Annotated in this window: 27 protein-coding genes and 1 riboswitch; of the genes, 19 read left to right on the top strand and 8 right to left on the bottom strand. The window is 36.0% G+C overall.

Annotated features, from left to right (window positions below; translation table 11 throughout):
- Nucleotides 1-120: 120 nt before the first annotated feature.
- The 4 genes from BTOYO_RS13150 to BTOYO_RS13135 all read left to right on the top strand — a co-directional run bounded on the left by BTOYO_RS13150 (nucleotide 121) and on the right by BTOYO_RS13135 (nucleotide 4,434).
- Nucleotides 121-837 (top strand): LytR/AlgR family response regulator transcription factor, encoded by a 717-nt coding sequence (locus BTOYO_RS13150; protein WP_000698261.1) that lies wholly within the window; start codon nucleotides 121-123, stop codon nucleotides 835-837.
- Between the two features lie 122 nt (nucleotides 838-959).
- On the top strand, nucleotides 960-3,035 hold the full coding sequence (gene cstA / locus BTOYO_RS13145) for a carbon starvation protein CstA (RefSeq protein ID WP_000854304.1): 2,076 nt from the start codon (nucleotides 960-962) through the stop codon (nucleotides 3,033-3,035).
- Nucleotides 3,028-3,231 carry a YbdD/YjiX family protein gene (locus BTOYO_RS13140; RefSeq protein ID WP_000914411.1) on the top strand — a complete coding sequence of 68 codons (204 nt, stop codon included), beginning with the start codon at nucleotides 3,028-3,030 and terminating at the stop codon, nucleotides 3,229-3,231. Before cstA ends, BTOYO_RS13140 begins: the two co-directional genes overlap by 8 nt.
- A 147-nt stretch (nucleotides 3,232-3,378) precedes the next feature.
- Nucleotides 3,379-4,434 carry a diguanylate cyclase gene (locus BTOYO_RS13135; RefSeq protein ID WP_000942910.1) on the top strand — a complete coding sequence of 352 codons (1,056 nt, stop codon included), beginning with the start codon at nucleotides 3,379-3,381 and terminating at the stop codon, nucleotides 4,432-4,434.
- Nucleotides 4,435-4,522: 88 nt separating this feature from the next.
- On the opposite strand, the gene pdxK is transcribed toward BTOYO_RS13135, so the two are convergent.
- Entirely contained in the window at nucleotides 4,523-5,347 is an 825-nt protein-coding gene (gene pdxK / locus BTOYO_RS13130; RefSeq protein ID WP_000174247.1) for a pyridoxine/pyridoxal/pyridoxamine kinase, read from the bottom strand.
- Nucleotides 5,348-5,481: 134 nt separating this feature from the next.
- Between pdxK and BTOYO_RS13125 the strand changes: the two genes are divergently transcribed.
- The 3 genes from BTOYO_RS13125 to BTOYO_RS13115 all read left to right on the top strand — a co-directional run bounded on the left by BTOYO_RS13125 (nucleotide 5,482) and on the right by BTOYO_RS13115 (nucleotide 8,539).
- On the top strand, nucleotides 5,482-7,053 hold the full coding sequence (locus BTOYO_RS13125) for a GAF domain-containing sensor histidine kinase (protein ID WP_000488134.1): 1,572 nt from the start codon (nucleotides 5,482-5,484) through the stop codon (nucleotides 7,051-7,053).
- Between the two features lie 20 nt (nucleotides 7,054-7,073).
- The gene (locus BTOYO_RS13120) at nucleotides 7,074-7,721 is read left to right on the top strand and encodes a response regulator (RefSeq protein WP_000695810.1); all 648 of its coding nucleotides are present in this window, start codon (nucleotides 7,074-7,076) and stop codon (nucleotides 7,719-7,721) included.
- Nucleotides 7,722-7,912: 191 nt separating this feature from the next.
- The gene (locus tag BTOYO_RS13115) at nucleotides 7,913-8,539 is read left to right on the top strand and encodes an FMN-dependent NADH-azoreductase (RefSeq protein ID WP_000246726.1); all 627 of its coding nucleotides are present in this window, start codon (nucleotides 7,913-7,915) and stop codon (nucleotides 8,537-8,539) included.
- A gap of 59 nt (nucleotides 8,540-8,598) precedes the next feature.
- On the opposite strand, the gene BTOYO_RS13110 is transcribed toward BTOYO_RS13115, so the two are convergent.
- Nucleotides 8,599-9,270 (bottom strand): transcriptional regulator YeiL, encoded by a 672-nt coding sequence (locus tag BTOYO_RS13110; RefSeq protein ID WP_000868705.1) that lies wholly within the window; start codon nucleotides 9,268-9,270, stop codon nucleotides 8,599-8,601.
- Between the two features lie 106 nt (nucleotides 9,271-9,376).
- Here BTOYO_RS13110 and BTOYO_RS13105 point away from each other — a divergent pair, with 106 nt between their 5' ends.
- Nucleotides 9,377-10,072 (top strand): YjjG family noncanonical pyrimidine nucleotidase, encoded by a 696-nt coding sequence (locus BTOYO_RS13105; protein ID WP_000760212.1) that lies wholly within the window; start codon nucleotides 9,377-9,379, stop codon nucleotides 10,070-10,072.
- Between the two features lie 197 nt (nucleotides 10,073-10,269).
- Here BTOYO_RS13105 and BTOYO_RS13100 read toward each other — a convergent pair whose 3' ends face one another.
- Nucleotides 10,270-11,499 carry a chloride channel protein gene (locus tag BTOYO_RS13100; RefSeq protein ID WP_000185593.1) on the bottom strand — a complete coding sequence of 410 codons (1,230 nt, stop codon included), beginning with the start codon at nucleotides 11,497-11,499 and terminating at the stop codon, nucleotides 10,270-10,272.
- Nucleotides 11,500-11,810: 311 nt separating this feature from the next.
- A riboswitch (SAM riboswitch) is annotated at nucleotides 11,811-11,915 on the top strand.
- 92 nt (nucleotides 11,916-12,007) lie between these two features.
- Here BTOYO_RS13100 and BTOYO_RS13095 point away from each other — a divergent pair.
- The 3 genes from BTOYO_RS13095 (at nucleotide 12,008) to BTOYO_RS13085 (ending at nucleotide 15,632) form a co-directional block, all read left to right on the top strand.
- On the top strand, nucleotides 12,008-13,306 hold the full coding sequence (locus BTOYO_RS13095) for a bifunctional O-acetylhomoserine aminocarboxypropyltransferase/cysteine synthase (RefSeq protein WP_000504770.1): 1,299 nt from the start codon (nucleotides 12,008-12,010) through the stop codon (nucleotides 13,304-13,306).
- Nucleotides 13,290-14,195: a homoserine O-acetyltransferase MetA gene (gene metA, locus BTOYO_RS13090; protein ID WP_001121528.1), complete on the top strand. Its 906-nt coding sequence runs from the start codon at nucleotides 13,290-13,292 to the stop codon at nucleotides 14,193-14,195. The genes BTOYO_RS13095 and metA overlap by 17 nt, the downstream gene beginning before the upstream one ends.
- A gap of 141 nt (nucleotides 14,196-14,336) precedes the next feature.
- Nucleotides 14,337-15,632: a homoserine dehydrogenase gene (locus BTOYO_RS13085; protein WP_000659113.1), complete on the top strand. Its 1,296-nt coding sequence runs from the start codon at nucleotides 14,337-14,339 to the stop codon at nucleotides 15,630-15,632.
- Between the two features lie 170 nt (nucleotides 15,633-15,802).
- On the opposite strand, the gene BTOYO_RS13080 is transcribed toward BTOYO_RS13085, so the two are convergent.
- A complete protein-coding gene (locus BTOYO_RS13080; RefSeq protein WP_000943407.1) occupies nucleotides 15,803-16,429 on the bottom strand; it encodes a YczE/YyaS/YitT family protein in 627 nt (208 codons plus the stop codon).
- Nucleotides 16,430-16,527: 98 nt separating this feature from the next.
- On the opposite strand from BTOYO_RS13080, the gene BTOYO_RS13075 reads away from it, so the two are divergent.
- The 5 genes from BTOYO_RS13075 to BTOYO_RS13055 are packed head-to-tail and all read left to right on the top strand — an operon-like array spanning nucleotide 16,528 to nucleotide 20,993.
- Entirely contained in the window at nucleotides 16,528-17,505 is a 978-nt protein-coding gene (locus BTOYO_RS13075) for a LacI family DNA-binding transcriptional regulator (protein WP_000181952.1), read from the top strand.
- Between the two features lie 10 nt (nucleotides 17,506-17,515).
- Nucleotides 17,516-18,397, top strand: coding sequence for an SGNH/GDSL hydrolase family protein (locus BTOYO_RS13070; RefSeq protein WP_002092964.1), 882 nt, complete (start codon nucleotides 17,516-17,518; stop codon nucleotides 18,395-18,397).
- Complete coding sequence (locus tag BTOYO_RS13065) at nucleotides 18,394-19,311, top strand: ABC transporter ATP-binding protein (protein ID WP_000207703.1); 918 nt, start codon at nucleotides 18,394-18,396, stop codon at nucleotides 19,309-19,311. Before BTOYO_RS13070 ends, BTOYO_RS13065 begins: the two co-directional genes overlap by 4 nt.
- Complete coding sequence (locus tag BTOYO_RS13060) at nucleotides 19,304-20,296, top strand: ABC transporter permease subunit (RefSeq protein ID WP_001206471.1); 993 nt, start codon at nucleotides 19,304-19,306, stop codon at nucleotides 20,294-20,296. The genes BTOYO_RS13065 and BTOYO_RS13060 overlap by 8 nt, the downstream gene beginning before the upstream one ends.
- Nucleotides 20,297-20,315: 19 nt before the next feature.
- Nucleotides 20,316-20,993, top strand: coding sequence for a uracil-DNA glycosylase (locus tag BTOYO_RS13055; protein ID WP_000432533.1), 678 nt, complete (start codon nucleotides 20,316-20,318; stop codon nucleotides 20,991-20,993).
- Nucleotides 20,994-21,102: 109 nt separating this feature from the next.
- Here the strand turns inward: BTOYO_RS13055 and BTOYO_RS13050 are convergent, their stop codons facing one another.
- From BTOYO_RS13050 to BTOYO_RS13040, 3 genes are all read right to left on the bottom strand, one after another.
- A complete protein-coding gene (locus BTOYO_RS13050; RefSeq protein WP_000953396.1) occupies nucleotides 21,103-21,396 on the bottom strand; it encodes a DUF3817 domain-containing protein in 294 nt (97 codons plus the stop codon).
- 211 nt (nucleotides 21,397-21,607) lie between these two features.
- Nucleotides 21,608-22,429 (bottom strand): Cof-type HAD-IIB family hydrolase, encoded by an 822-nt coding sequence (locus tag BTOYO_RS13045; protein ID WP_000221386.1) that lies wholly within the window; start codon nucleotides 22,427-22,429, stop codon nucleotides 21,608-21,610.
- Nucleotides 22,430-22,657: 228 nt separating this feature from the next.
- The gene (locus BTOYO_RS13040; protein WP_000847016.1) at nucleotides 22,658-23,941 is read right to left on the bottom strand and encodes a purine/pyrimidine permease; all 1,284 of its coding nucleotides are present in this window, start codon (nucleotides 23,939-23,941) and stop codon (nucleotides 22,658-22,660) included.
- Nucleotides 23,942-24,036: 95 nt separating this feature from the next.
- Between BTOYO_RS13040 and BTOYO_RS13035 the strand changes: the two genes are divergently transcribed.
- The 3 genes from BTOYO_RS13035 to BTOYO_RS13025 all read left to right on the top strand — a co-directional run bounded on the left by BTOYO_RS13035 (nucleotide 24,037) and on the right by BTOYO_RS13025 (nucleotide 25,765).
- Nucleotides 24,037-25,029: a potassium channel family protein gene (locus BTOYO_RS13035; RefSeq protein WP_000994012.1), complete on the top strand. Its 993-nt coding sequence runs from the start codon at nucleotides 24,037-24,039 to the stop codon at nucleotides 25,027-25,029.
- A 6-nt stretch (nucleotides 25,030-25,035) separates the two neighbouring features.
- Nucleotides 25,036-25,332 (top strand): YwdI family protein, encoded by a 297-nt coding sequence (locus BTOYO_RS13030; RefSeq protein WP_001167342.1) that lies wholly within the window; start codon nucleotides 25,036-25,038, stop codon nucleotides 25,330-25,332.
- A 64-nt stretch (nucleotides 25,333-25,396) separates the two neighbouring features.
- A complete protein-coding gene (locus BTOYO_RS13025) occupies nucleotides 25,397-25,765 on the top strand; it encodes a DUF423 domain-containing protein (RefSeq protein ID WP_000688311.1) in 369 nt (122 codons plus the stop codon).
- 32 nt (nucleotides 25,766-25,797) lie between these two features.
- On the opposite strand, the gene gerQ is transcribed toward BTOYO_RS13025, so the two are convergent.
- Nucleotides 25,798-26,226: a spore coat protein GerQ gene (gene gerQ, locus BTOYO_RS13020; protein WP_000068641.1), complete on the bottom strand. Its 429-nt coding sequence runs from the start codon at nucleotides 26,224-26,226 to the stop codon at nucleotides 25,798-25,800.
- Nucleotides 26,227-26,239: the final 13 nt, after the last annotated feature.

Genomic DNA, 26,239 nt, shown 5'->3' with positions numbered 1-26,239 from the left:
GGTTTCCTTTTTTCTGTTTTTTTAGATAAATAATGGTATAGTAAGAAAAAGGGATTGTTTCTTATTAAAGAGAATGTATACAACAGGACATACGGACAAAGGAATTAGGTGGTTGGATAAATGAAAATTTTACTTATCATGGAAGAGGCAGAAGAGCGAAGGAAATTAGTTGAGAACTTTACTGAGAATATTCGAAATATAGAATGTTTTGAAGCGAATACAGGAACAGAATCTTTGTTAATAATGAAAAAACATACACCAGATTTTGTTTTTTTAAGTTCGCAATTAATAGATGGTACTGGTTTTGAATATGCGAGTTTATTACGAGAAGTAAATTGCTATACGAAATTTATTTTTATGGGTGAGGATATAGAAGAATCCATTACAGCATTTCGTTTTCAAGCATTTTATTATTTATTACGACCATTTCGTGAAGAAGATTTACAATTTCTTTTATATAGAATGGGTAAAGAGCAAGGAGAGAGAGCAAAGAGTTATTTGCGAAAACTACCGATAGAAGGTCAAGAGGGAATTAGATATGTTTTCCCAGAAGATATTGTATATGTGAGTAAAAATAAGGAGAATAAGACGGTTTCAATTTATACAACAAATAATCAGTATATTTCAACATATACACTTCAGGAATTGGAAAATAAACTAAATGTATATGATTTTTTACGTGTGCATAAAAGCTATTTAATTAATATGTCATATGTACAAGAACTGAAACCATATTATAACGGCACGTATAATTTATATTTAGACAGGTATGATGAGCAACCGATTCCAGTCAGCCGTAATTATGTAAAGCGCCTTCGAAATAAAATTGAATTATAGTAGGTAATGAGAGTATTTTAACATGATAAACTAAAAATCCTTCATGATAAGGAGGATTCAACTTAAATATTCAGAAAATTTAGTACAATCTCCACTAAGAAGTAGTATTGGGGGGATTGTATGTGAAGACGTTGAAGTCGATTTTACTTTGGGGGGTTATTACGGCAGTAGGAGCAGGTGCTTTTGGTGTAATAGCTTTATCACAAGGTGAAACTATTAATGCTGTGTGGCTCTTAGTAGCTGCAGTATGTGTGTATGCAGTTGCTTATCGATTTTATAGTAGATTTATAGCGAGAAAGGTTTTTGATTTAGATAATAATCGGCAAACGCCAGCCCATACATTGAATGATGGAAAAGATTATGTGCCGACAAATAAGTGGGTATTATTCGGGCATCACTTTGCAGCAATTGCTGGGGCAGGGCCTTTAGTAGGACCTATTTTGGCAGCACAGATGGGATATTTACCAGGGACAATTTGGATTATTGTCGGGGTAGTGGTCGCTGGAGCTGTACAAGATTTTGTAATTTTATTTGCTTCGATGAGACGTAATGGTAAATCGTTAGGTGAAATGATTAAAGATGAGATAGGCCCTGTGACTGGGCTCATTGCCATGATAGGTATTTTAGGCATTATGATTATTTTATTAGCAGTATTAGCATTAGTTGTAGTAAAGGCACTTATCGGAAGCCCTTGGGGAATGTTTACGATAGCGGCAACGATTCCTATCGCTATTTTAATGGGAGTATACATGCGCTACATTAGACCTGGCCGGGTTGGTGAAGGATCGGTAATTGGTATTATTCTACTTATTCTATCTCTTATTGGAGGTCAGTATGTAGCTGAAAACCCAACGCTTGCAAGTATGTTTACGTTTAGTGGTGAAACAATTGCTATTATGCTTATCGTATATGGATTTATTGCATCGGCATTACCAGTTTGGATGCTTTTGGCACCGCGTGATTATTTAAGTACATTTTTAAAAGTAGGGACAATTGTTGGATTGGCAATCGGTATTTTAATTGTAGCACCAGATTTACAAATGCCAGCAGTTTCAAAATTTATCGATGGAACAGGCCCTGTTTTCTCAGGTAACTTATTCCCGTTCTTATTTATTACGATTGCCTGTGGGGCGGTGTCTGGATTCCATGCGCTTGTTTCATCTGGTACGACGCCAAAAATGATTGAGCAAGAGGGGCATGCACAGCCAATCGGTTATGGAGCAATGTTGATGGAGTCGTTTGTAGCAGCGATGGCTATGATTGCGGCTTGTGTATTAACACCAGGAACTTATTTTGCAATTAACAGTCCGGCAGCACTTATCGGTACGGATGTATCTCAGGCGGCCCAAGTTATTTCTTCATGGGGATTTGCTATTACACCAAATGAATTAAAAGATCTTGCTGTAAACGTTGGAGAACAAACGATTTTATCACGTACAGGTGGCGCACCAACGTTAGCGATAGGTATGGCATATATTTTCTCACAAGTAATAGGTGGGACCGCAATGATGGCATTTTGGTATCATTTTGCCATTCTTTTTGAAGCACTATTTATTTTAACAACGATTGATGCAGGAACGCGTGTCGGTCGCTTTATGATTCAAGATATTTTAGGACATGTATATAAGCCGTTTGCGAAAACAGATTCTACATTAGCGAATGTAATAGCTACAACGTTATGTGTATTAGGTTGGGGATATTTCTTATACCAAGGAGTAATAGATCCACTTGGTGGAATTAATACATTATGGCCATTGTTCGGTATTGCAAACCAAATGTTAGCGGGTATTGCATTATTACTTGGGACGACAATTTTATTCAAAATGGGGAAAAAGGTGTATGTTTGGGTGACACTTATCCCGACTGTCGGATTGTTAATTGTAACAATGACAGCTGGTTATCAAAAGCTATTTCATGAAAATCCAAAAATAGGATTTCTATCTCATGCAAAGGTGTTTCAGGGAGCATTAGATGAGGGGAAAGTGTTAGCTCCAGCTAAAAATGTCGCTCAAATGAAACAAATTATTTTCAATGATTATATCGATGCTGCACTTTGTGGGATTTTTATGATAGTTGTAATCGCCGTATTAATTTCTGCAATTCGAATTTGGATTCAAGTATTAAGAAATAAGCCGATGCCGTTAAAAGAGGCACCATATATTCCTAGGGATGAAAGTGAGTCGAGGAATTATGCTTAAAAAACTACGGCAAGTATGGGGTAAAAGGAAACAGTTTATTAGTTTACTTGTAGGGGTACCAAGTTATGAAGCATATGTGGAGCATATGAAAAAGCATCATCCAGAAGAAGAGATTGTATGTCAGAAGCAATTTTTCGCTGAGGCGCAAGAAGCTAGATTTAATGCGAAAGGCGGCAAGATATCACGTTGTTGTTAATAAAAAAGGGACGAATCTTCGTCCTTTTTTATTTTTTGCTGTTTCACGTGGAACAGCAAAAACAAATAAAAAGCTTTGGGAATTATAGGGAGTTCGTATACAATAAAGTAAGGAAAGGGATAGACGAAAAAGTAGGGAGATTATTTTATGTTAAGGGATTTATTTGTAAACACAACAATCATTCTTTCCTTTATCTTTATTGGAGGTCAGCTTTTAAGAGATAGTCCGTTAAAAGAAGGATTCTCTTTCTGGCAGAAATGTGTAGTAGGTATTTTTACTGGAATATTAGGTATATTACTAATGCATTTTGGTGTACATATTGAAGATATTATGTTGGATCTACGCTATCTAGCTGTTATTTTAGCAATTATAGTTGGAGGCCCGATAGCTAGTAGTATAACAGTTATTATGATTTTAATTACAAGGATAGTTTTTACTGAGTACTCTTTAGCCTCTGAATTGGCTTGCTATACAATTGTATTAAGTGGAATTGGTGTTATCTTTATTGCAAGAATGCAAATTTCCATTATGTTAAAGTTGATATGGTTACACGTATACTGCCTTTCTATTTTAGTAGTACCGATGTATATATTATTTAACGATATATCTGTAGTTGTACTGTATTTAATTTCAAGTATTACTACAGGCTACATAACATTCGTAAGTGCAAACTATGTTTTACAATCCAATGAGCTATTTCAAACGATGAAGCAATACGCAACGATAGACGCATTGACAGGTTTAGGAAACGTAAGGCAGTTTGATCTAGAGATGAATCATCATATTGGTAATAAACACATGGAAAATGATTCACTTTGTTTACTACTTATAGATATTGATCACTTTAAGTATGTAAATGATACGTATGGGCATCCTGCAGGAGACGAAGTGTTAAAACAAATAGGGTGTATTTTAAGAGGAATTTCAACATTTCCGGATTTGGTTTTTCGAAAGGGTGGAGAGGAATTTGCACTTTTGATACCGCAGAGGGGACTATCTTATGGTATTCATCTTGGGGAACAAATCCGTATAGCTGTTGAAAAACATTCATTTCAATTGTTAGATGGAACGAAAATAAAAATCACAGTGTCGGTAGGGATTTCAGAGTATAAAGGATCACAGGAACAGCTTATTCAAGCGGCTGATGACGCATTATATTACTCAAAAAGAAATGGTAGAAATCAGGTCAATTCTGCATCTTAAAGGTAAGATGACCAGAAGATGTAAAGTTTATTAAAAAAAACACCCACAGAGCCAACGTATTAGCTCTGCGGGTGTTTTTATTTATACGCTAGACAAGCTCTTTCGGTGCAACGAATTTACGATATGCACCATGATGAGTTGGTCCTACGTATTCGTTAATCTTGAATGAGTAACGAATAGCAGCTGTGATAAATTCTTTAGCAGTTTTTACTGCTTCTTTCACAGATTTTCCTTTTGCAAGTTCTGCTGTAATTGCAGCAGAATATGTACAACCAGCGCCGTGTGTGTTGGTAGTATCAATTTTTTCTGATTCTAGAAGATCGAATATTTCTCCGTCATATAGGACGTCGATTGCAGTTTCTGTACCTAGTTTACTACCGCCTTTAATTAGGACGTATTTAGCACCTAAAGCGTGGATTTTCTTCGCTGCTTCTTTCATGTCCTCAAGAGAATTAATTTTCACGCCGCTTAATTGGTAAGCCTCAAATAAGTTTGGTGTTACAACTAATGCTTTTGGAACTAAAACGTCACGTAAGCAATCATTCGTTTCAGGATGTAATGCTTCATCTGCGCCTTTACATACCATAACAGGATCAACTACTACGTTTTTGAAATTATGCTTTTCAATTGTTTCTGCAACCATTTCAATAATTTCTACTGATCCAAGCATACCCGTTTTTAAAGCATCTACGCCAACACCTTCAATTGTTGTTTCTAATTGTGGTTTTAATGTAGAAGCTGGGATTGGGAATACGTTATGTGCCCAACCGTTATGTGGATCCATCGTTACGATCGTCGTAAGAGATGTCATTCCATATACGCCAAGTTCTTGGAATGTTTTTAAATCTGCTTGTATACCAGCACCGCCACTTGTATCAGAACCAGCGATAGTAAGTGCTTTATTTAATGTCATTATGAAATCCCCCTCAAGTGATATAATGAAAACTATGTTTTCACCATTATATCAATGTTACGAATAAGTACAAAGTGAAAAGTAGATGATTTACTTTAGAGGCGATTTAAAATCTTGTATGTAGGAGATTGAGCATGTTTCGAGATAATCGTACAAATGAATTAGTTATATTAAAAGAAATTGCAGAAACACTAAATACATCAAATGATACATATCATGTATTGCAAGCGGTGCTAGAAAAATTGCTAAGTGTAACAGGTTTGACGACAGGATGGATCTTTCTTGCGGATGAAAATGGGAAGTATACGAAGTTGATCGATTACCAGTTACCAGAGGCACTGACATATGAAAACAAACGCCCGATGTGTGAAGGTGAATGTTGGTGTTTACGTGGATTTGTAGATGGGAAATTAGAACGAGCTGTTAACATTATTGAATGTAAAAGAATTAATAATGCAATTGAATACAATTGGGGAGATACAGAAGGAATTCTTCATCATGCTACAGTTCCTTTAAAAGCAGGAGGAGAAAAGTTTGGCTTATTAAATGTAGCGAGTCCAGGTAAAACACATTTTTCAGAAGAAGAATTAGTATTGCTCCAATCCGTTGCTTTCCAAATTGGGACGGCTTTAAAACGAACGAAATTATATGAAAATGAAAAACGAAGAGCACATTATTATGTGAAATTGGAACGTTTTATTCAAGATTTAAAAACAATTCATAGGTTTAATGTATTACCTGAAAAAGTTGTAAATCACGTAGGTGAAGTATTTCAATGGAATCAAGTGGCGTTTTTTATTAGAGAAGAAAAAGAATTATCTTTGCGAGCGTCTTTTAGTCAGGAAGAGTTACAAGAAGATGTAAAAGAAGCGGCAAAGAAGGCGCTAGTAAAAGGTGAATCGGTTCTTTTAAAACGTCAAATTGGTCATAATGTACATCTAAATGGAGCTGTTATTGCTACGCCAATACATATTCAAAGCCATGTATTTGGTGTTTTATGTGTAAGTTTAAATAATGGAGAATTTGATGTGAATACAATAGATGTAATCCAAGCGCTATCGAATCATATTTCGTTAATAATAGAGAATTTAAGATTAAACGAGCAGCGTCGTGAACTTGTACGAATGGAAGAAAGAAATCGATTAGCAAGAGATTTACATGATTCTGTTTCACAGAAATTATTTTCATTAACCTTTATGACAAAAGGTGCTGAGGCAGTTTTAAAAGGTCAAAACGAAAAAGTGGATCGATCTTTGCATGACATGCGTGAACTAGCGCAAGGGGCATTAAAAGAAATGAGGACATTAATTTGGCAGCTTCGTCCGGCAGGATTAGAAAAAGGATTATTACCTGCTCTAAAGCAGTACGGTGAAAACTTAGGATTGAAAATTAGGGAGCAAGTTACCGGTGTTCGTGACTTACCTCGTGTGGTAGAAGAGGCATTATGGCGCATTGGACAAGAAGCGTTAAACAATGTAAGTAAGCATGCAGGTGTAAAAGAAGCGACGGTTTATTTTACAGTGACTGAGAAAAATGTATCATTAGAAATAGTTGATCAAGGAAATGGCTTTGTAGAAAAAGATATAAAAGAGAAAAAATCACTCGGTATGACTACGATGCGTGAAAGAGTAGAATTAGTTAGTGGAACAATTAAAGTTGTAAGTAGCAAGAAACGAACGAGCGTAAAAGTAAATGTACCATTATGATGTGAAAATGAGGGAAGTTTGTGAAAATAAAAGTATTGTTAGTTGATGATCATACAGTCGTTTTAAAAGGGTTAGCATTTTTCTTGAGTACACAGGAAGATTTAGAGTTAGTTGGAGAAGCAAATAATGGGAAAGAAGCATTAGTGAAAGTAGGAGAAACAAATCCTGATGTTGTACTAATGGATTTATATATGCCTGAAATGGATGGCGTTGAGGCGACAGCTTGTATAAAAAATGAATATCCAGATGTGAAAGTAATCGTATTAACTAGCTTTTCTGATCAGGCACATGTTTTACCGGCATTAAAAGCAGGAGCAAGTGGTTATATTTTAAAAGATGTAGAACCGGATCAACTTGTTGAAGCTATTAGAAGCGCATATAAAGGTAATATTCAATTACATCCCGATATTGCGAGCACCCTTATCTCTCAAACATTGCCTCAAGAAGAGAGGGCAGAGGAACATTTCGTTCATGTAGATGTATTGACAGCAAGAGAAAACGAAGTGTTACAACTATTAGCAAAAGGGATGAGCAATAAAGAAATTGCCTCTGTTTTAGTTATTACAGAAAAAACGGTTAAAGCACATGTAAGTAGTATTTTGAGTAAATTAAACTTATCTGATCGCACGCAGGCAGCATTATATGCAGTGAAAAATGGGATTGTATAAGACGAAAGTCGTAAGACCTAGTTCGCCTTTAGGAGGTGGACTTTTTTTATGGAAAAATACGTCTATGTGAGGACGAAATTGTCTTGATATAAAGATAAAATATGTTTGTAAGCAACAAAACAACAATTACAAGGGATACCTTTTTTAAAAACATATAACAACGTAAGAGTGAGTATTAGGAGGAAGAAATAATGGCAACAGTTTTATTCGTAAAAGCAAACAATCGTCCAGCGGAACAAGCAGTTAGTGTGAAATTATATGAGGCATTTTTAGCAAACTATAAAGAAGCACATCCAAATGATACAGTAGTAGAACTTGATTTATATAAAGAAGAATTACCATATGTAGGCGTAGACATGATTAATGGTACATTCAAAGCAGGTAAAGGATTTGATTTAACGGAAGAGGAAGCAAAGGCAGTAGCAGTTGCTGATAAGTACTTAAATCAATTTTTAGAAGCTGATAAAGTTGTTTTCGGTTTCCCATTATGGAACTTAACGATTCCAGCAGTATTGCACACGTATATTGATTATTTAAACCGTGCTGGTAAAACGTTTAAATATACACCAGAAGGTCCAGTTGGACTTATTGGAGATAAAAAAATCGCATTATTAAACGCACGCGGTGGCGTATATTCTGAAGGTCCAGCGGCTGAAGTAGAAATGGCCGTTAAATATGTAGCAAGTATGATGGGCTTCTTCGGTGCAACAAACATGGAAACAGTGGTTATTGAAGGACATAACCAATTCCCAGATAAAGCAGAAGAAATCATTACTGCGGGTCTTGAAGAAGCAGCTAAAGTAGCAAGCAAATTTTAATTGAAATTATAATCGCCACTCAAAGAAACAGCATTAACATAAACGTTAATGCTGTTTCTTTATATTTTTAACTCATCAGCAAGTTTTTCTAATTGACTTCGATCTTGTATATAATATGTTCGGCCTTCTTTTTTTAAATAATTTTGCTGGCAAAACTGGTTTAATACGTATAAAAGGTGACGATAACTGACGTTTAAGTATTCTGAGGCTTCGGTATGTTTTTCGGTATAGCAATTATTTTGTTCTGTTAATAGAATAAACGCCGCTAATCGATTTTCGAACGGATAACTATTGTTTTTTGCATAACTTTCTGTTCGGGCAATTGTTTTTTCGCCAATGAATTTGCATAGTTTCTGTAAAAAGGTAGCATCTTGCAATAAAAGATGCTGACAATCTTTAAGAGGAAGTGCTAAGCAAATACAATCATCGATTACCTCAACTGCTTTAGTAAAGGATTCTACACCAATTAATCCTAATTCTCCAATGAACGAAGGTGCTTGAATAAAGTTAATTAATGAAACCTTTCCGTTTTTGTGACTCATATATATTTTTGCTTTCCCAGAAATTAAATAATAAAGATAAGGGAAATCAACCCCTTCAGTACATATCTTTTCTTTCTTTTGAAAGGAATGTAGCTCAGCATACGGTAAGACATCAAAAGAAAAAAGAGTGTGGAGATTGTAAGTTTGCATGTAATGAGAAATTTCTTCGTTGTTTTTGCTGACTTTCATATTTTCACCTCATATTTAGTATGAGATATCGCCTATTATTTTTACAAGAAAGAATGATACGATTTACTTAAATTTGTTTTTGTAGAAAAGAGAGTGTGAGGGGTTTATGAAAAAATATAAAACATTGTTGTTTGATGTAGATGATACACTGTTAGATTTCCAGAAGACGGAGAAAGTGGCATTACGTATGCTTTTTGAGGAGAAAGGGATTCCTCTAACTAGTGAGGTTGAAGCGCGTTATAAAAAAGTTAATAAAGGTCTTTGGGATGTTTTTGAAAAAGGCGAAATCAACCGCGATGAAGTTGTAAATACACGGTTTTCCATTTTATTCAAAGAGTACGGGGAAGAAGTAGATGGGATATTATTCGAAAATAATTACCGTAGCTACTTAGAAGAAGGAAATCAACTCATACAAGGTGCATTTGAATTTATAAATCAAATTCAAAATGAGTATGATTTATATATAGTGACAAACGGCGTTTCTAAGACGCAAGATAAACGTTTACGTAATGCAGGGTTACATTCATTGTTTAAAGGTATTTTTGTTTCTGAAGATACAGGTTTTCAAAAGCCGATGAAAGAGTATTTTGAGTATGTTTTTGAACGGATTCCTAACTTTGCTTCTGAAGAAGGGCTTATTATTGGGGATTCATTAAGCGCCGATATTAAAGGTGGATATGTAGCGGGAATTGATACTTGTTGGTTTAATCCAGAAAAGAAATTAAATGATAGCGAGATTGTGCCAACATATGAAGTGCATAGTTTTGAAGATTTATACGCTCTATTGAAGCGGCATGTATAACAAAAATAGGCAGTGGAATTTTTGTCCCTACTGCCTACTTTTATCCCGCTATTTGCCGGGCAGTAAGACCCACACCTCAAAATTCAGCGGAAGCAAAGAAGTTAGGTGGGGGTCGGGCTGCCCGTAAACGCCCGATTGGTGAAGGCTAATAATCAGTGGGGATGAACAAAACCCCCACTGATTAAAGTTTCACTTTATTAATTTGTAGTTTCGTTCCGTTTAGGAAGCGGAAATGCATTACCAATCGCTGCTGCCCCGAGCATTGGTAATAGTAAATTAAGCGGGAAAAACATAAGTAATAGCAAAGTTATAGCTATTGGCTTTCGTAACGCATAGCTCGAAATCGCTGTCGTTACGATGGCCACAGATGCTACTGGATCTATAGGAAGAATAGAAGCTATAGCGTATCCAATACTTGACCCTGAAAATATAATTGGGAAAATATGTCCACCACGCCACCCCGTATTTAAACAAACGGCAGTAATGCATAGCTTTAAAACTCCTGAAAGAAGTAGTATCCAAAAGGATAAATGCCCCCATTCAACAACTAATTCTTTTAATTGATGTTCCCCTGAAAATAATGTGTACGGAAGAAAAGTGCCTACAATTCCTAATAAAATACCACCGATAATTCCAAGTGTAATTTTGTACTTTGTAAAAGGATGAATTAACTTCTCTAATATGAATTCTAATTTGAAATAAAAGAAACCAATTATAGCACCAATACTAGCAAGCGGGAGAAATGCGATCCATTCATTGAAAGAAAGTGAACCTTCTCCAAAATCAACAATAAAGGATCCTCGATTATCGAGTTTACTCAGTAGTAAATAAACAGAAAAACCTGCAAAAGTAGTAGTTAAGTATACAATTGCTTTTTTTCTTTTAGAAAATTCGTTAATTTGCTCACTCTCATTTTCATTTGGGGCCAAGTAACCGAATAATGGTGCATTAAAAATGACACTTAAAGTAGCACCAATTCCAACCTCTGTTAGTTCATTCATTCCCTTTAAAGCAAATTTAAAGCGATCACCAACCCATGTGCAAAGTCCGCCAATAATTCCAACAAGTGCGGCTTCTGGACCGAGACTAGCCCCAAATATTAAGACAATAATCGCAGTTAAAGTAGCTTGATGGACAAAACGGTATTCAATCCTACCTGTTTTTTTATATTCATCCATAACCTCTGGCATAAGACGTGGATATGTACCAAAGTATTTTTGTGATAAACCAACAAGAATCCCGCCGATTGTGGTTACGCAAAGGGTGTAATAAGGGGGGGAAGAGAAAACGCTAGGTAAATAACCCCAAATAAAATGGATTCCGATATTTATCGTAACTAAAAATAGCCAGACTGTAGCGCCTACTATGGATCCTAGAAGAATGCCATATAAGACGATTATATAATGCATGTCTTTTGTATTTGTCATGTTATACCTCCGTTATGCAAGTCTTAGTAGGAAAAGGTTGCAGATGTTAGTGTGAAATGGATTGAATATGTATAGTATCTTTTTGAGAGGATTGCTTATTCAATATGTAGGGCGATTTTTTGAATTTATAGTTTAAGTTACTTATTTAATTTTATAGATTGATTTGAGTTTTTTAAAGGTCTTTTTTGAAATAGAATGGAATATATTTCTTTTGTTGCTTTCTATAAAACTGTTAACATTTATTTTAGAACATTCGGAAAAATCGATTGACATTAGGAAATTATTGCTATAAAATCAACGGTAATTGCATAGTCTTATCAAGAAAAGGTGGAGGGACAGGCCCGATGAAACCTTGGCAACAGCCGTATAACGGAATTGTGCCAAATCCTGCAGGTAATAATCCTGAGAGATAAGAAAGAGCCTTTAGAGCGTGTTTTTAAACTGCTCCTTTCTTATTTTCAGGAAAGGGGCAGTTTTTTATTTTGTATAAAAGAAAGGAGAATGAGAGATGGGAGAATCATGGGGAAAAGGAACGATTTGTGTGCAAGGTGGCTATACACCAAAGAATGGTGAACCACGTGTTTTGCCGCTTTATCAAAGTACAACGTATAAATACGATACGTCGGATGATTTAGCAGCACTATTTAATTTAGAGGCAGAAGGATATATATATACGCGTATTGGCAATCCTACTCTAGCTGCATTCGAGCAGAAGTTATCAGATTTAGAAGGCGGTGTAGGAGCGGTTGCAACAGCTTCTGGGCAGGCAGCCATTATGCTAGCAGTTTTAAATATTTGTAGTAGTGGAGATCATCTTCTTTGTTCTTCAACAGTTTACGGGGGGACGTTTAATTTATTTGGAGTAAGTTTACGTAAGCTTGGCATTGATGTTACGTTCTTTAATCCAAATTTAGCAGCAGATGAAATTGTGGCACTTGCTAATGATAAGACGAAACTCATCTATGCAGAATCGTTAGGAAATCCAGCAATGAACGTTTTAAATTTCAAAGAATTTTCAGATGCAGCCAAAGAGCTGGAAGTACCTTTTATCGTTGATAACACATTAGCGACTCCTTATTTATGCCAAGCGTTCGAACATGGAGCAAATATTATTGTTCATTCTACGACGAAATATATTGATGGGCATGCAAGCTCTTTAGGTGGCATTGTAATTGATGGAGGAAATTTTGATTGGACAAAAGGGAAATATCCTGAGCTTGTTGAACCAGATCCAAGTTATCACGGCGTAAGCTATGTTCAAAACTTTGGGGCAGCAGCTTATATTGTGAAAGCACGTGTTCAGCTGTTAAGAGACTATGGAAATTGTATGAGCCCATTCAATGCGTATATTAGCAATATTGGCTTAGAAACACTGCATTTACGAATGGAGCGTCATAGCGAAAATGCTCTCGCAGTTGCCAAGTGGCTTGCTAACCATGAACGTATTGAATGGGTGAGTTATCCGGGGTTAGATAGTAATGAAAATTACTCGTTAGCACAAAAGTATTTGAAAAAAGGTGCTAGTGGAGTTTTAACTTTCGGTATTAAAGGTGGATTAGAAGCAGCAAAAGAATTTATCGCAAATGTAAAACTAGCGACTCTCGTAACGCATGTAGCTGATGCAAGAACTTGTGTTATACATCCTGCTAGTACGACGCATAGACAATTAAGTGCTGAAGATCAGCGTTTAGCTGGTGTTACATCTGATTTAATTCGTTTATCGGTTGGTATAGAAGATGTTTCTGATATTATTGCAGATTTAGAAGCGGCATTAGTCGGAGGCAAACAACATGCCGATCATAATTGATAAAGACTTACCAGCTCGTAAAGTATTGCAAAAAGAAAATATTTTTGTAATGACGAAGGAACGAGCAGAAACACAAGATATTCGGGCATTGAAAATTGCTATATTAAATTTAATGCCAACGAAGCAAGACACAGAGGCACAATTACTTCGATTAATTGGAAATACACCATTGCAATTAGATGTTCATTTGCTTCATATGGAATCACATCTGTCTCGTAATGTAGCGCAGGACCATTTAACAAGCTTTTATAAAACGTTTCGTGATATTGAAAATGAAAAATTTGATGGACTCATTATTACAGGAGCACCAGTTGAAACTCTTTCTTTTGAAGAAGTAGATTATTGGGAAGAGCTTAAACGTATTATGGAGTATTCAAAAACGAATGTAACATCTACGCTTCATATTTGCTGGGGGGCACAGGCTGGTTTGTATCATCATTACGGCGTTCCGAAGTATCCCCTTAAGGAAAAAATGTTCGGTGTATTTGAACATGAAGTCTGTGAGCAACATGTGAAACTGTTACAGGGGTTTGATGAGTTGTTTTTTGCCCCACATTCCCGTCATACAGAAGTACGAGAGAGTGATATTAGAGGGGTGAAAGAATTAACGTTGTTAGCAAACTCTGAAGAAGCTGGTGTTCACCTTGTTATTGGGCAAGAAGGAAGGCAAGTTTTCGCCCTCGGACATAGTGAATATAGTTGTGAGACGTTAAAACAAGAATATGAACGAGATCGTGACAAAGGGTTAAATATTGACGTGCCAAAAAATTATTTTAAACATAATAATCCAGATGAAAAGCCGCTTGTTAGGTGGAGGAGTCATGGGAATTTATTATTCTCTAATTGGTTGAATTATTACGTGTATCAAGAAACCCCTTATGTATTGTAAAAAAAGATTGTGTAACACGTGGCAACGTTTTCTTTGTAAGGATTACTCTTTATTTTTCCGAATGTTCAAAATACATTGTTTTTCATATTTTTTACTCATATAATTTCATCTAAACACAATTTTTGAGGGGTGGACAGTATTATGAAAGAAATTCAGGTTGGTCTATTAGGTCTTGGAACAGTTGGTAGCGGTGTAGTTCGTATTATTACAGATCATCAAGAGCGACTTATACACCAAGTAGGTTGTCCAGTGAAGGTAACGAAAGTATTGGTGCAAAACATTGAGAAAGAGAGAGAGGTAGAGGTACCTTCTACTCTATTAACACAAAATGCAAATGAAATTTTAGATAATCCAAATATTGATGTTGTCATCGAAGTGATGGGTGGCATTGATGATGCAAAGGCATATATTTTACAAGCTTTACAAAGTGGGAAGCACGTTGTGACTGCAAATAAAGATTTAATGGCGTTACACGGAGCGGAACTATTAGCAGTAGCAAAGGATAATAAGGCTGATTTGTTTTATGAAGCAAGTGTAGCTGGAGGAATCCCGATTTTGCGAAGCATCGTAGAAGGACTTTCTTCAGATCTTATTACGAAAGTAATGGGAATTGTAAATGGAACGACAAATTTTATTTTGACGAAAATGTCAGATGAAGGGAGAGCATATAACGACGTGTTAAAAGAAGCCCAACAACTTGGATTTGCAGAAGCAGATCCAACATCAGATGTAGAAGGTTTAGACGCGGCAAGAAAAATGACGATTTTAGCTACTCTCGGTTTCTCTACAAACGTAGAGCTTGGAGATGTGAAAGTAAAAGGAATTACTTCTATTACAGAAGAAGATATTGAATATAGTAAGAGCTTAGGTTATACAATTAAATTAATTGGTCTTGCAAAGAGAGATGGCGAAAAATTAGAGGTTACAGTTGAACCGACTTTACTTCCCAATACACATCCTCTTGCGGCAGTGCAAAATGAATATAATGCTGTGTATGTGTACGGTGAAGCGGTAGGAGAAACGATGTTTTATGGGCCGGGAGCAGGAAGCTTACCGACAGCAACAGCGGTTGTTTCGGATTTGGTTGCTGTGATGCAAAATATTAGACTAGGGGTAACAGGAAATAGTGCTGTAGTCCCGCAATATCAAAAAGTATTAAAAGAGCCAGACGAAATTGTCGTGAAAAAGTTTTTAAGACTGCATGTAAAAGATGAAATTGGTGTATTTGCAAAAATTACTTCATTGTTCTCTGAGCGCGGAGTTAGCTTTGAGAAAATTATTCAAATGCCGCTTGAAGAGAAAGGGAAAGCAGAAATTGTAATTGTAACGCATCGTGCTTCTCTTGCGGATTACGAGTACATTCTACATACATTGCAAGGGTATGAAGAAATTGATTGCGTGAAAGCAAATTATCGAATTGAAGGGGATGCTAAGTAGTATCTCTTATCATAAAGTGAAACGGGGTGTCCATCCTAAGTTGATCATTAGTCTTCACCAATCGGGCATTTAGGGGAAGTTATCTCCCGCCTAACTTCTTTGCCTTTGCTGGACTTTGAGGTGGAAGTTTTACTGCCCACAAATAACGGGATAAAATAAAAAAGAGCCTATTAAGCAGCTTGCTTAATAGGCTCTTTTTTATTTAAAATCTGCGTACCAATTTGAATAAATGCTTGAATGATCCAACCTGTTGTAAAGGATAAGATAATTGTTCCAAAATAGATGGGTCCATCTAATAAGAAGCTTAATGTTAAAAATAGAAAAGCCAATGAAATCTCTGTTTTTCTAAACGTCCATTTTCTCTTCTCAGCAACTGTTAAAACGAAAGCTTCTTGAGGTGCTGCGCAAAGGTTTGTTGAGACATAAAGGCCAATGCCAGCTCCGACAAATAGATTTCCACAAATAAGTGTTATATATTTTGGAAGAGAGCGGATAGCGTCCATAATAATTGTAATGGAACCAATCCAGTCAACAAAAAGAGAAATAAGAATCATCGTTACAATTGTGCCGATTGTAATTTGTTTTTTATTCCAAAAGAGTACGATAAGTGTAAAAGCAAAGTTAATCATGAAAATCCAAAAACCAATACTTATCCCGAAATTTTGATATAGTGCAATAAAGAAGGAATCGTAAGGGCTAAGTCCAAAGGAAGTAATTGTCGTCATCATATTAATACCGATGGCAAGAATGAGTAAACCGCCAATGAAAAATATATATTCTAATTTGAATCGAAGCATAGTTGCATATCCTTTCTAAATGTATTTGCTAGGAAAGGATATATTGTGGAAAGCTTACCAGGTCAAGTGAAAATTTTTGAGGGGAAGGGGAAAATGAGATGACGAATATAAGAAAGATTGCTGAACTTGCCGGGGTATCGGTTTCAACCGTTTCGCGTGTACTAAATAATCATCCATACGTGAATGAACAGAAACGAAAAGAAATTTTAGCGATTATAGAGGAATTGAATTATACGCAAAATGTGAACGCGATTCATTTAGTGAAAGGAAAAACGAATGTAATTGGCGTTTTATTGCCACACGTAAATGATCAATATTATAGTGCTATTATTGAGGGGATATCAAAAGAAACGGCAAAGAATAATTATAATATGATGCTTTGCCAGACAAATTACAGCGAAGAAAGAGAACTAGAAATTTTACATATGTTAAAAATGAAAAAGCTTGATGGGGTTATTATATGTTCCCGTGCCAATAGTAAGGAGAAACTTGAAGAATATACGAAATTCGGCCCGATTGTTATGTGTGAAGAAATAGATTCGAAATGCATTTCAAGTGTGCATATTGATTACTACAAAGTATTTTCGCATGGGATGAAAAGCTTAATAGATGTCGGTCATACACGTATTGGATATTGCATTGGAAGAAGTAATAGCATTAATAGCCAAAGACGAAAAAAGGCGTATGCAGATTCGCTTCAACAGAGTACCGTAACACCGTTAGAGACTTGGAAATTTGAAGAGTGTTTTACGGTGGAAGATGGACGTAACGTAATTAGAGAATGGGCTCGTATGTCTGTAAAACCGACGGCGTTTCTTGTATCTTGTAATCATATTGCAGCGGGAATGGTAACAGAAGCAAAAAAACAAGGAATTCGAATTCCAGAAGATATGACGATTATCGGATGTGACGATCAAGAGGTAGCAGATATATTAGGTATAACAACAATTTCCCATCCTAGTAAAAATGTCGGGATAAAAGCGTTTGAATTATTATATGAAAAGATTAATGCAGAGAAATTAGATGTGAAACATATAGAGTTATTACCAAAGTTAGTAAATAGAGAAACAACGTGATAGGGAAGGTGTGAAAATCGCTTTTCAAAATTTCGTTTGGTATAATTATGGACAATCTAAGAGGGCTAAAAGGGGTTTTGACATGAGATCAAAAGTAGTAAAAGTAATCCTACTCATTACAATTGCATCTTTTTGTTTATTTGCATATGGCTTTGTTTCAGGTGTAAATGATGTATTAAATCCGAAAGCTTCAAGTTTAATTAAGAAAACGGATGTAGTAGCAAAAGAGAAAAAGAAAACGGGAACATTGCAAGTCGTTAGTTTAGGTGATTCGTTAACGCGCGGCGTCGGTGATAAAGAAGGCATTGGCTATATTGGACGAATGAAAGAAGATTTACAAAAAGATTATAAGCAAAAGGTTGCACTAACTAACTTGGCAGTGAGTGGTGCGAAAATGCCTGATTTATTAAAACAAATTGAAAGCAGCGGTGCTCAATATTCAATTAAGCAAGCAGATGTGATCGTTTTAACAATTGGCGGAAATGATTTATTTCCAGGCTGGGAATCGCTTGGAAAGATAGATTTAGAAACATACCGTCCTGATACGGAAACGTTCCAAAATGAAGCTAAGAAAATTATAGAACAAATTCGTAAGTTAAATACAGATAGCCCTATTTTTTGGCTAGGTTTATATAATCCTTTTGAAGATGTAGAAGATTTAAAAGGGTCTTCAAACATTGTTGTGGATTGGAACGCTTCTTTAGAGAAGTTAGCGTTAAATGATAAAAATGTATATATTACACCGACATTTGATTTATTCCAAAACCGTGGAAAAGATTTATTATACTCTGATCATTTTCACCCGAATGAAGTAGGGTACACATATATGGCAGAACGATTAGTTCAAAATGTTGTGAGTAAGTTAAAACTAGAACAAGGAGGGGTAAAATGACGACGATACTTTCCGTGCAAGACTTGAAGAAGGTAATTGGAAAGAAGACTCTTGTAGAGAATATTTCCTTTGATGTAAAGCAAGGAGAAGTGTTCGGGTTCCTAGGACCGAATGGTGCTGGAAAGACGACTACCATTCGAATGTTAGTCGGATTGATTAAGGCGACAGAAGGTACGATTTCTATCGGTGGTTATTCAATTAAGGAAAATTTCAGAGAAGCGATGCGTCAAATTGGGAGTATCGTTGAAAACCCAGAACTGTATACATATTTAACAGGATGGGAAAATTTAAAGCAATTTGCTCGTATGTTAGGTGATATATCAGATGAACGTATTATTGAAATTGCTCAAATGGTTCATTTGGATGAAAGAATTCATGACAAGGTAAAAACGTACTCACTCGGTATGAAACAGCGCCTTGGAATTGCGCAGGCGCTCCTTGGGAATCCGAAGTTGCTCATATTAGATGAGCCAACGAATGGTTTAGATCCAGCCGGGATTAGAGAACTTAGAGAATTTATACATACGCTTGTGAAAGAAGAAAATATGAGCGTGTTTATTTCAAGTCACTTGCTAAGTGAAGTACAAATGATATGTGATCGTGTTGCAATTATTCATAAAGGAAAAATGATAACAGTTGCCAAGGTTGAAGAGTTAATTAAAACAGCAAGTGATCGTGTAGAATGGATTGTTACACCAATTTCTAAGGCGAAAGATATGCTAGAAGCGGCCGAGGAAGTAAGAGAAGTGAGTGTAGAAGGCGAGCGATTACTATGCCGCATGGATATTGCATCTATAAGTAGTTGGAATAAACACTTTGTAGAAAATGAGATAGATGTGCATAGCGTTAAGGAGCTTGTATTTACGCTAGAAGATTTATTTATTGAACTCACAAGGGGTGAGCAGCATGCGTGAATTTGCGAATCTAGTTTTAAATGAATCAGAAAAGATTTACCGTAAGAAACGTATTTTTGTTGTCATGCTTATTTTAGCAATCTTGATCCCGCTTTTTGTGTATGCGCAGTATCGTGAAATAGAAACGACACAAAAAAGACTCGGTACAAAGGATTGGAAAGTTTCATTACAACAGCAAATTGTTGATTCCCAGAACCGGTTGAACAATTCTAGGTTGCCAGAAGAATGGCGTGATTGGTTAAAAGTAAGAGTTGAGCAACAACAATATTATTTAGATCATGATATTAACCCGATGGCACCGGGTGCACCGACTTTTGTCAGAGCATTTATTGAACAAGGAATTACATTGTTTATTCCGCTTCTCGTGATGATTGTCGCTATTGATATCGTTTCGGGAGAACGAAGTGATGGGACGATGAAGATGTTACTTACGCGGCCGATTCGGCGCTGGAAAATACTACTTAGTAAATACGTGACGATGTTATTTTTCATTTCGCTCATACTGTTTCTTGTAGGTTTGTTTGCTTACATATTATCAGGGCTTGTATTTGGGTACTCGGGATGGAATTTACCTGTTTTAACTGGATTTGTCATTGATAAGGAAACGTTAAATACGAATTTTGTACATCTTATTCCGCAGTGGCAATATATTTTAATGGCGTACGGATTAGCTTGGTTTGTTGCTATCGTTGTCGGAACTATATCGTTTATGGTTTCTGTTTTAATTCGCAATACACCAGCTGGTATGGGTGTTATGTTAGCTGCATTAATTGCAGGTGGTATTTTAAGTTCATTTGCAACGTCTTGGGAAGGCGCAAAATATATTTTTAGTGTGAACCTATCATTAACGGATTATTTATCAGGAAAATTACCTGCATTACAAGGTTTATCGATGGGATTTTCTTTGATGAATTTAACTGTTTGGGCAGTTGTTTCCCTTATTATTTCGTTCATAGTATTTACAAAACAGGATATGTTGAATTAATTAGACAGGAAGTGACAGTATGGAAAATGTTTTAAAAAATGATTGGGGGCCGTTATTGGCACCAGAATTTGAGAAAGAATATTATCGCGAATTGGCTAATTTTTTGAAAGAAGAATACAGTACACATGTTGTTTATCCAAAGATAGAAGATATTTTTAACGCTCTAGAGTATACAAGTTATGAAAATACAAAGGTCGTTATTTTAGGACAAGATCCATACCATGGACCGGATCAAGCGCATGGTTTAAGCTTTTCTGTGCAACCCGGTATTAAAACGCCACCGTCGTTGTTAAATATGTATAAAGAACTTCGAGATGAATATGGGTATGACATTCCAAATAACGGTTATTTAGTAAAGTGGGCAGAGCAAGGAGTTTTATTATTAAATACTGTATTAACAGTTCGGCAAGGTGAAGCAAATTCTCATAAAGGAAAAGGATGGGAGTATTTCACTGATCGTGTAATTGAGCTATTAAATGAACGTGAAAAACCAGTTATTTTCATATTGTGGGGACGCCATGCACAGGCGAAGAGGAAGTTAATTACGAATCCAAATCATCATATTATCGAATCTGTACATCCAAGCCCATTGTCAGCAAGACGTGGTTTCTTTGGAAGTAAGCCGTACTCTAAAGTAAATACGATTTTAGCTAATATGGATGAGAGAGAAATTGATTGGGAAATTCCAAATTTGTAAAGTGAAACTTTAATCAGTGGGGTTTTGTTCACCCCCTACTGATTATCAGCCCTCACCAATCGGGGTAAATAGAAAAGGTAGTTAACAGTCGTTAACTACCTTTTTATTATCATTGTTGCTCGTTCTTTAATTTTGCATCTAGTACAAAAGTACCAAATGGGATAACTGATGAAACGAATGCCCCAAGTGCCCATAAAATTGATTTACGGTGTACGATTGTTACTTGAATGACTGCAAAGATGAATAGAATAAATAGAACACCATGAGCCATGCCTGTAATTTTAACAGCTGTTGCAAATCCTGCGAAGTATTTCAATGGCATTGCTACAAATAATAGTAATAGGAAAGAAATCCCTTCAACTAGTCCAATTGCTCTTAATCGTCCGATTGGTGTAGATAACATGTAAAGTAGCCTCCTTTAACGTATGCTTGTTTATAGTAAATTTGTATTCTTTTTCAAAATAAAATAGTCTATTTTGTTTCATTATATACAAAAAGAAAGTTTACACTACGAGAATAGTGCAAAGTTCAAAATATAGTCACAAAAGCACGAGAATTTAAATAAAAACCTATTTGAAGTGTTTGACTTCAAATAGGTTTTATGAATGAAAATATTAAATAAGTACTTCTGTTTTTAAAACGAATTTCTCTACAACTTTTGCAACGCCATCGTTCATATTTGTATCTGTTACATAGTTTGCAATTTCTTTAATATCATCTGGCGCATTACCCATTGCAACGCCAAGACCTGCGAATTCAATCATCGCTTGGTCGTTATAGCTGTCGCCCATTGCGATAACTTCTTCGCGTTTAATACCAAGTTTTTGGATGAGTTGGTTTAGGCTTGTTCCTTTTGTAACACCATATTCAGTAAATTCTAAGAAGAATGGTTTTGAACGCATCACGCTTAATTGGCCTTCTAGTTGTTTTTGTAGTTTCTTTTCAACTTCAACAAGACGTTCAGCCTCTTTATTCATTAATACTTTTACTACCGGCTCTTTAACTGCGGCTTTAAAGTCATCTACTACAACAATTGGCATACCAGTAATATCGCCCTCAATTTCAGTATAAGGGTTATTTTCTTCCGTTACGATATCATCGCCCATATAAGTATGAATCCATACATCTTCAGTTTTACTAATTTCAAATAGGTTGTGAACGATTTCAGGAGATAGCGTACTACTAAAGATTTCTTCGTTTGTTTTACAGTTAATAATTTTTGCACCATTAAAAGATAGAATGAAACTGCCGTATTCTTCTAAACGAAGTTCTTTGGCTACATTGCGCATACCAAACGTTGGACGTCCAGAAGCAAGTACAACCTTTACCCCTTGCTCTTGTGCAGTCATTAAAGCTTCTTTCGTACGAGGTGAAATAGTATGGTCATCACGTAATAAAGTATCATCTAAATCTAAAACAATCATTTTATAAGTCATATAGAAAATTCCTTTCTTTAATTGAAATCAAAATACATGTTCATGAAGATGTTGAGGAATAATAGTAAGACATCAAACCTCTTTGAAAAGAAGTAGATAAATTATTATGAGTGTGTTGCTCATAATATTGGTTAATAATCATTGGGGATGAATAAAACCCCAATGATTAAAGTTTGATTTTATCGTAACAACTCTAAAGGTAGAGTGCAATAATGGAAGTTTTCCAATTTACGATAGTTGTTTTGCTGTGGAACGAGAAAATAGTATTTCTAGCAAGATTGCCATTACAGATCCAAGAACGAGACCGTTACTTAAAAAAGATGCTAGAAATGGTGGAAGTGTGGAATATGCTCCTGCTGGAACAAACATAACCCCGACTCCTGTAAAGATGGAAAGACCGGCTACTTTAAATAATCGTTCTTTATCCTGGACAGTTTCGTATTCTCGAAAGGCGAGGCCAATCATGCTTGCGAATACAGGATAAATAGCGGCATAACCAACTGCAACTGGGATTGCTGCAAAGAATGAAGTGATCTTTGGGAATATACTAACGGCAATAATAAAGCTTGATCCTAATATAAATGGAAGGCGTTTATAAATATTAGTCGTTGCAATAAATCCTGCTGATCCAGAAATAGCAACAGGTCCAATAGCTGAAAATAGACCGCCTAGCAATTGATTTATTCCCGTTATAATGCCAGCTTGTTTAAAGCGATCTGGAGCTGCATCTGTTTCGTATTTAGAAACAACCTTTTGTACAACACGAATACTTGCTAACATATTTGTTAGAAGTAATAGTGTAACGAAAATGACTGTAATTGCCATGTTCCATTCAACGCGAGGCATTCCGAAAACGAATAGAGATGGAAGCCGGATTATGTCTGTTACAGGTGTTACAGGATTAGATAATCCGAAGCATGCAAATAAAATCCAGCCGCAGACAATACTGAAGAGAACGGAATATTGTCCAATAATAGGTAGCTTCATAACGAAAAAGGATAGTAAAATAACAATGAGTGAAAGAATAAATACTTTTGGTTGTACTTCTGTATGTTGTCCATCAAGACCAAACATTCCTTTTAAGAAGGAGCCACTGAGTTGCGTGACAAGAAGAAATAAATATGTTCCAATAACTGTCGGTGTAAAGTAGCGAACTAGTTTATCAATGAGTCCAAAAACGCTAAGAATAATGCAAATAATACCGCTTAATAAGAAAGCATATTGAAGAACTTTAAGTGTCTCATTGCTTGATCCAAATAATATGACGCCTAAACTTGCGTAAAGGGAGAAAATTCCCCACCAAAGGCCAGCAGGACCTTCTTGAATAGGAAGTTTATGCCCAAATATAGCTTGCAAGAGACCAGCAAAGCCTAGAACAAATAATGTTCTTTGTATGAATGCGATAGCTTCAGCGCCATCAAGACCATAACTAGTTGCGACACTAATTGGTACAATAAGGCTTCCTGCTAAAATAAATAGTGCCCATTGTAAGGCGGAAAGAAATGTCTTCATTATATCAACCTCTTTCATAGATTCCGTATCTAGTATATACGTATTTTATTTCCACTGGCAAAGATTGTAGATAGAGAAAAGAGTTGAAACACGATATGAATGCACGTAAGCAATTATGGATAGCTGTTGTATGTATGACCTTTGTTGTAATTTTAGGAACACTAGGATTTATGACAATTGAAGAGATTAGTTTGTTTCAAGCATTTTGGATGACGATGATTACTGTATTGACTGTTGGATACGGAGATGCCGTTCCTGTAACGCAAGCAGGGAAAGTATTTGCGCTCCTTATTATTCCTGTTGGTGTTGGTATTGTTACATATGCAATTGGAGTAGTGGCAGCTATAATTATTGAAGGGAATTTATTTCATGCAGTGCGGAGGAAGAAGATGGATAAACAAATAGCACAGTTACAAAATCACATTATAGTATGTGGTTGCGGTAGAGTGGGGCTTCAAGTTGTACATGAATTGCAAGAAAAGAAAATTCCATTTGTTGTTGTCGATAAAGATGAAAGCATATTAGAGAAGGAAAAGCTTTTGTATATACATGGAGATGCGACGGAGGATCAAGTTTTACATCATGCTGGAATTTCAAAAGCGGCTGGTTTAGTTGCTATTGTTGCAAATGATGCTGAAAATGTATTTATTACATTAACGGCAAGAGGATTAAACGATGCAATTAAAATTGTAGCAAGAGCGGAAAAGCAAGAAACCGAAGAAAAATTAAGGCGTGCTGGTGCAAATAAGGTTATTAATCCATCTAGTATGGCAGGAATTCATATTGCAAAAGGTATTGCGAATCCGCTAACAGTTCATTATATTGATACAGTACTGTATGGAATAGAGCAATCATTTGTAATTGAAGAAATTTCAGTCGGAAACGATTCTATCTTAGTCAATAAATCGTTACTAGAGAGTGATGTGAGAAATCAATTTGATGTAACAATTTTAGCGATTTTGAGAAGTGGGGATATTATACATAATCCGACGGGGCAGGAAAAATTGCAAGAACATGATATGATAATAGTATTTGGTTCAGTAGAGAAGCTGGGGCAATTTGAGAAAGAACTACAAAGTACGAGGTGATAAGGAATGCAAATATCGAGCGATAAGATTTTAAATAAAATGGCGAATGAAATTGCAAAGGCAAAAAGTAGTGAAGGACAAAAATCAAAAGATCATTTATTAGTTGTGCGTGCTTTATGCGATTTACTATTAGATGAACAGGTTGAATCTTCTACGTATAGAGAGCCGCAAATTCAATCGCAAGTAATTAGATCGCAGCCTATAACAACAGTTCAACCAGTTCAACCAGTTATACCGGTTTCTGGAGAACCTGTGTATATAAAAGAAGAAGGGGCAAATGGTAATTCTTTATTTGATTTTTAAGGATTAAATCGTTTGGCTTATATGAAAAAATTGCTTATGATAAAAGTAAAAAAGGGGAATTAAGATGAAAATTTTCTTTTTACTAGGTTGTATTGCAGCGGGGCTATCTGTTGCGTTAGGAGCCTTTGGGGCACATGGTTTAGAAAATAAAATTTCTGCGAAAATGTTAGAAGTTTGGAAAACAGGCGTTACATATCAAATGTTTCATGCAGGTGGACTATTCGTAGTTGCTCTATTGATGGATAAGATTCAATCATCACTTTTAACTACTGCTGGTTGGCTTATGGTAGCTGGGATTATTATGTTCTCAGGTAGTCTTTACGCACTAAGTACGACAGGTATTAAGTTCTTTGGTCCAATTACACCTCTTGGTGGTGTAGCGTTTATTGTGGCGTGGATTTTAGTAGGAACTGCAGTAGTAAAAGGGTTATAAAAAAACAAAAGCTGGCATTTGCCAGCTTTTTTTTATGGTCTCGGAGCATAAGTTGCTTGTTGACTAGGTAAATACGTAATCTCTTCTGGGAATTCTACATAATCTAAGTAGATCATTAATAGTAAAAAACGTTTCCCTGATTGTGGTTCACTAATAACGATATGATCACGTCCGGCCGCTTCGATAATCCCTGTATAAGATTGTGTACCGAGCGAGCTACCACGCTCATAAGTCATTACAACTGTAGCTTGCTTTCCTTTATTTAAGCGAAGAATGTTTTCAATGTATGATTGCTCGAGCGGTAACATCCCTTGAGAAACTGCAAGTTGAGCCTGAGCAGCTTGTTGTTGCATTGCTTGCTGTTGTTGCTGTTGCTGCGCGGTCATTTGTTGCGGTTGTACGTAAGTGCCTGATGGTTGATAAAAACCTGTTCCATAGTACGGGTTTTGTTGCTGTGCCATTCAAAAATCCCTC

This window comes from Bacillus toyonensis BCT-7112 (genome assembly GCF_000496285.1).
GTDB classification, from domain to species: domain Bacteria; phylum Bacillota; class Bacilli; order Bacillales; family Bacillaceae_G; genus Bacillus_A; species Bacillus_A toyonensis.
The sequence above is the reverse complement of the archived record's forward strand: the minus strand, read 5'-3'. Positions and strand labels throughout refer to the sequence as shown.

Excerpts from the sequence above, each read along its gene's own strand:
- BTOYO_RS13150 (WP_000698261.1), top strand. The coding sequence starts at position 121 with ATGAAAATTTTACTTATCATGGAAGAGGCAGAAGAGCGAAGGAAATTA.
- BTOYO_RS13140 (WP_000914411.1), top strand. The coding sequence starts at position 3,028 with ATGCTTAAAAAACTACGGCAAGTATGGGGTAAAAGGAAACAGTTTATT.
- BTOYO_RS13135 (WP_000942910.1), top strand. The coding sequence starts at position 3,379 with ATGTTAAGGGATTTATTTGTAAACACAACAATCATTCTTTCCTTTATC.
- pdxK (WP_000174247.1), bottom strand. The coding sequence starts at position 5,347 with ATGACATTAAATAAAGCACTTACTATCGCTGGTTCTGATACAAGTGGC.
- BTOYO_RS13125 (WP_000488134.1), top strand. The coding sequence starts at position 5,482 with ATGTTTCGAGATAATCGTACAAATGAATTAGTTATATTAAAAGAAATT.
- BTOYO_RS13115 (WP_000246726.1), top strand. The coding sequence starts at position 7,913 with ATGGCAACAGTTTTATTCGTAAAAGCAAACAATCGTCCAGCGGAACAA.
- BTOYO_RS13110 (WP_000868705.1), bottom strand. The coding sequence starts at position 9,270 with ATGAAAGTCAGCAAAAACAACGAAGAAATTTCTCATTACATGCAAACT.
- BTOYO_RS13105 (WP_000760212.1), top strand. The coding sequence starts at position 9,377 with ATGAAAAAATATAAAACATTGTTGTTTGATGTAGATGATACACTGTTA.
- BTOYO_RS13100 (WP_000185593.1), bottom strand. The coding sequence starts at position 11,499 with ATGACAAATACAAAAGACATGCATTATATAATCGTCTTATATGGCATT.
- BTOYO_RS13095 (WP_000504770.1), top strand. The coding sequence starts at position 12,008 with ATGGGAGAATCATGGGGAAAAGGAACGATTTGTGTGCAAGGTGGCTAT.
- metA (WP_001121528.1), top strand. The coding sequence starts at position 13,290 with ATGCCGATCATAATTGATAAAGACTTACCAGCTCGTAAAGTATTGCAA.
- BTOYO_RS13085 (WP_000659113.1), top strand. The coding sequence starts at position 14,337 with ATGAAAGAAATTCAGGTTGGTCTATTAGGTCTTGGAACAGTTGGTAGC.
- BTOYO_RS13080 (WP_000943407.1), bottom strand. The coding sequence starts at position 16,429 with ATGCTTCGATTCAAATTAGAATATATATTTTTCATTGGCGGTTTACTC.
- BTOYO_RS13075 (WP_000181952.1), top strand. The coding sequence starts at position 16,528 with ATGACGAATATAAGAAAGATTGCTGAACTTGCCGGGGTATCGGTTTCA.
- BTOYO_RS13065 (WP_000207703.1), top strand. The coding sequence starts at position 18,394 with ATGACGACGATACTTTCCGTGCAAGACTTGAAGAAGGTAATTGGAAAG.
- BTOYO_RS13060 (WP_001206471.1), top strand. The coding sequence starts at position 19,304 with ATGCGTGAATTTGCGAATCTAGTTTTAAATGAATCAGAAAAGATTTAC.
- BTOYO_RS13055 (WP_000432533.1), top strand. The coding sequence starts at position 20,316 with ATGGAAAATGTTTTAAAAAATGATTGGGGGCCGTTATTGGCACCAGAA.
- BTOYO_RS13050 (WP_000953396.1), bottom strand. The coding sequence starts at position 21,396 with ATGTTATCTACACCAATCGGACGATTAAGAGCAATTGGACTAGTTGAA.
- BTOYO_RS13045 (WP_000221386.1), bottom strand. The coding sequence starts at position 22,429 with ATGACTTATAAAATGATTGTTTTAGATTTAGATGATACTTTATTACGT.
- BTOYO_RS13040 (WP_000847016.1), bottom strand. The coding sequence starts at position 23,941 with ATGAAGACATTTCTTTCCGCCTTACAATGGGCACTATTTATTTTAGCA.
- BTOYO_RS13035 (WP_000994012.1), top strand. The coding sequence starts at position 24,037 with ATGAATGCACGTAAGCAATTATGGATAGCTGTTGTATGTATGACCTTT.
- BTOYO_RS13030 (WP_001167342.1), top strand. The coding sequence starts at position 25,036 with ATGCAAATATCGAGCGATAAGATTTTAAATAAAATGGCGAATGAAATT.
- BTOYO_RS13025 (WP_000688311.1), top strand. The coding sequence starts at position 25,397 with ATGAAAATTTTCTTTTTACTAGGTTGTATTGCAGCGGGGCTATCTGTT.
- gerQ (WP_000068641.1), bottom strand. The coding sequence starts at position 26,226 with ATGGCACAGCAACAAAACCCGTACTATGGAACAGGTTTTTATCAACCA.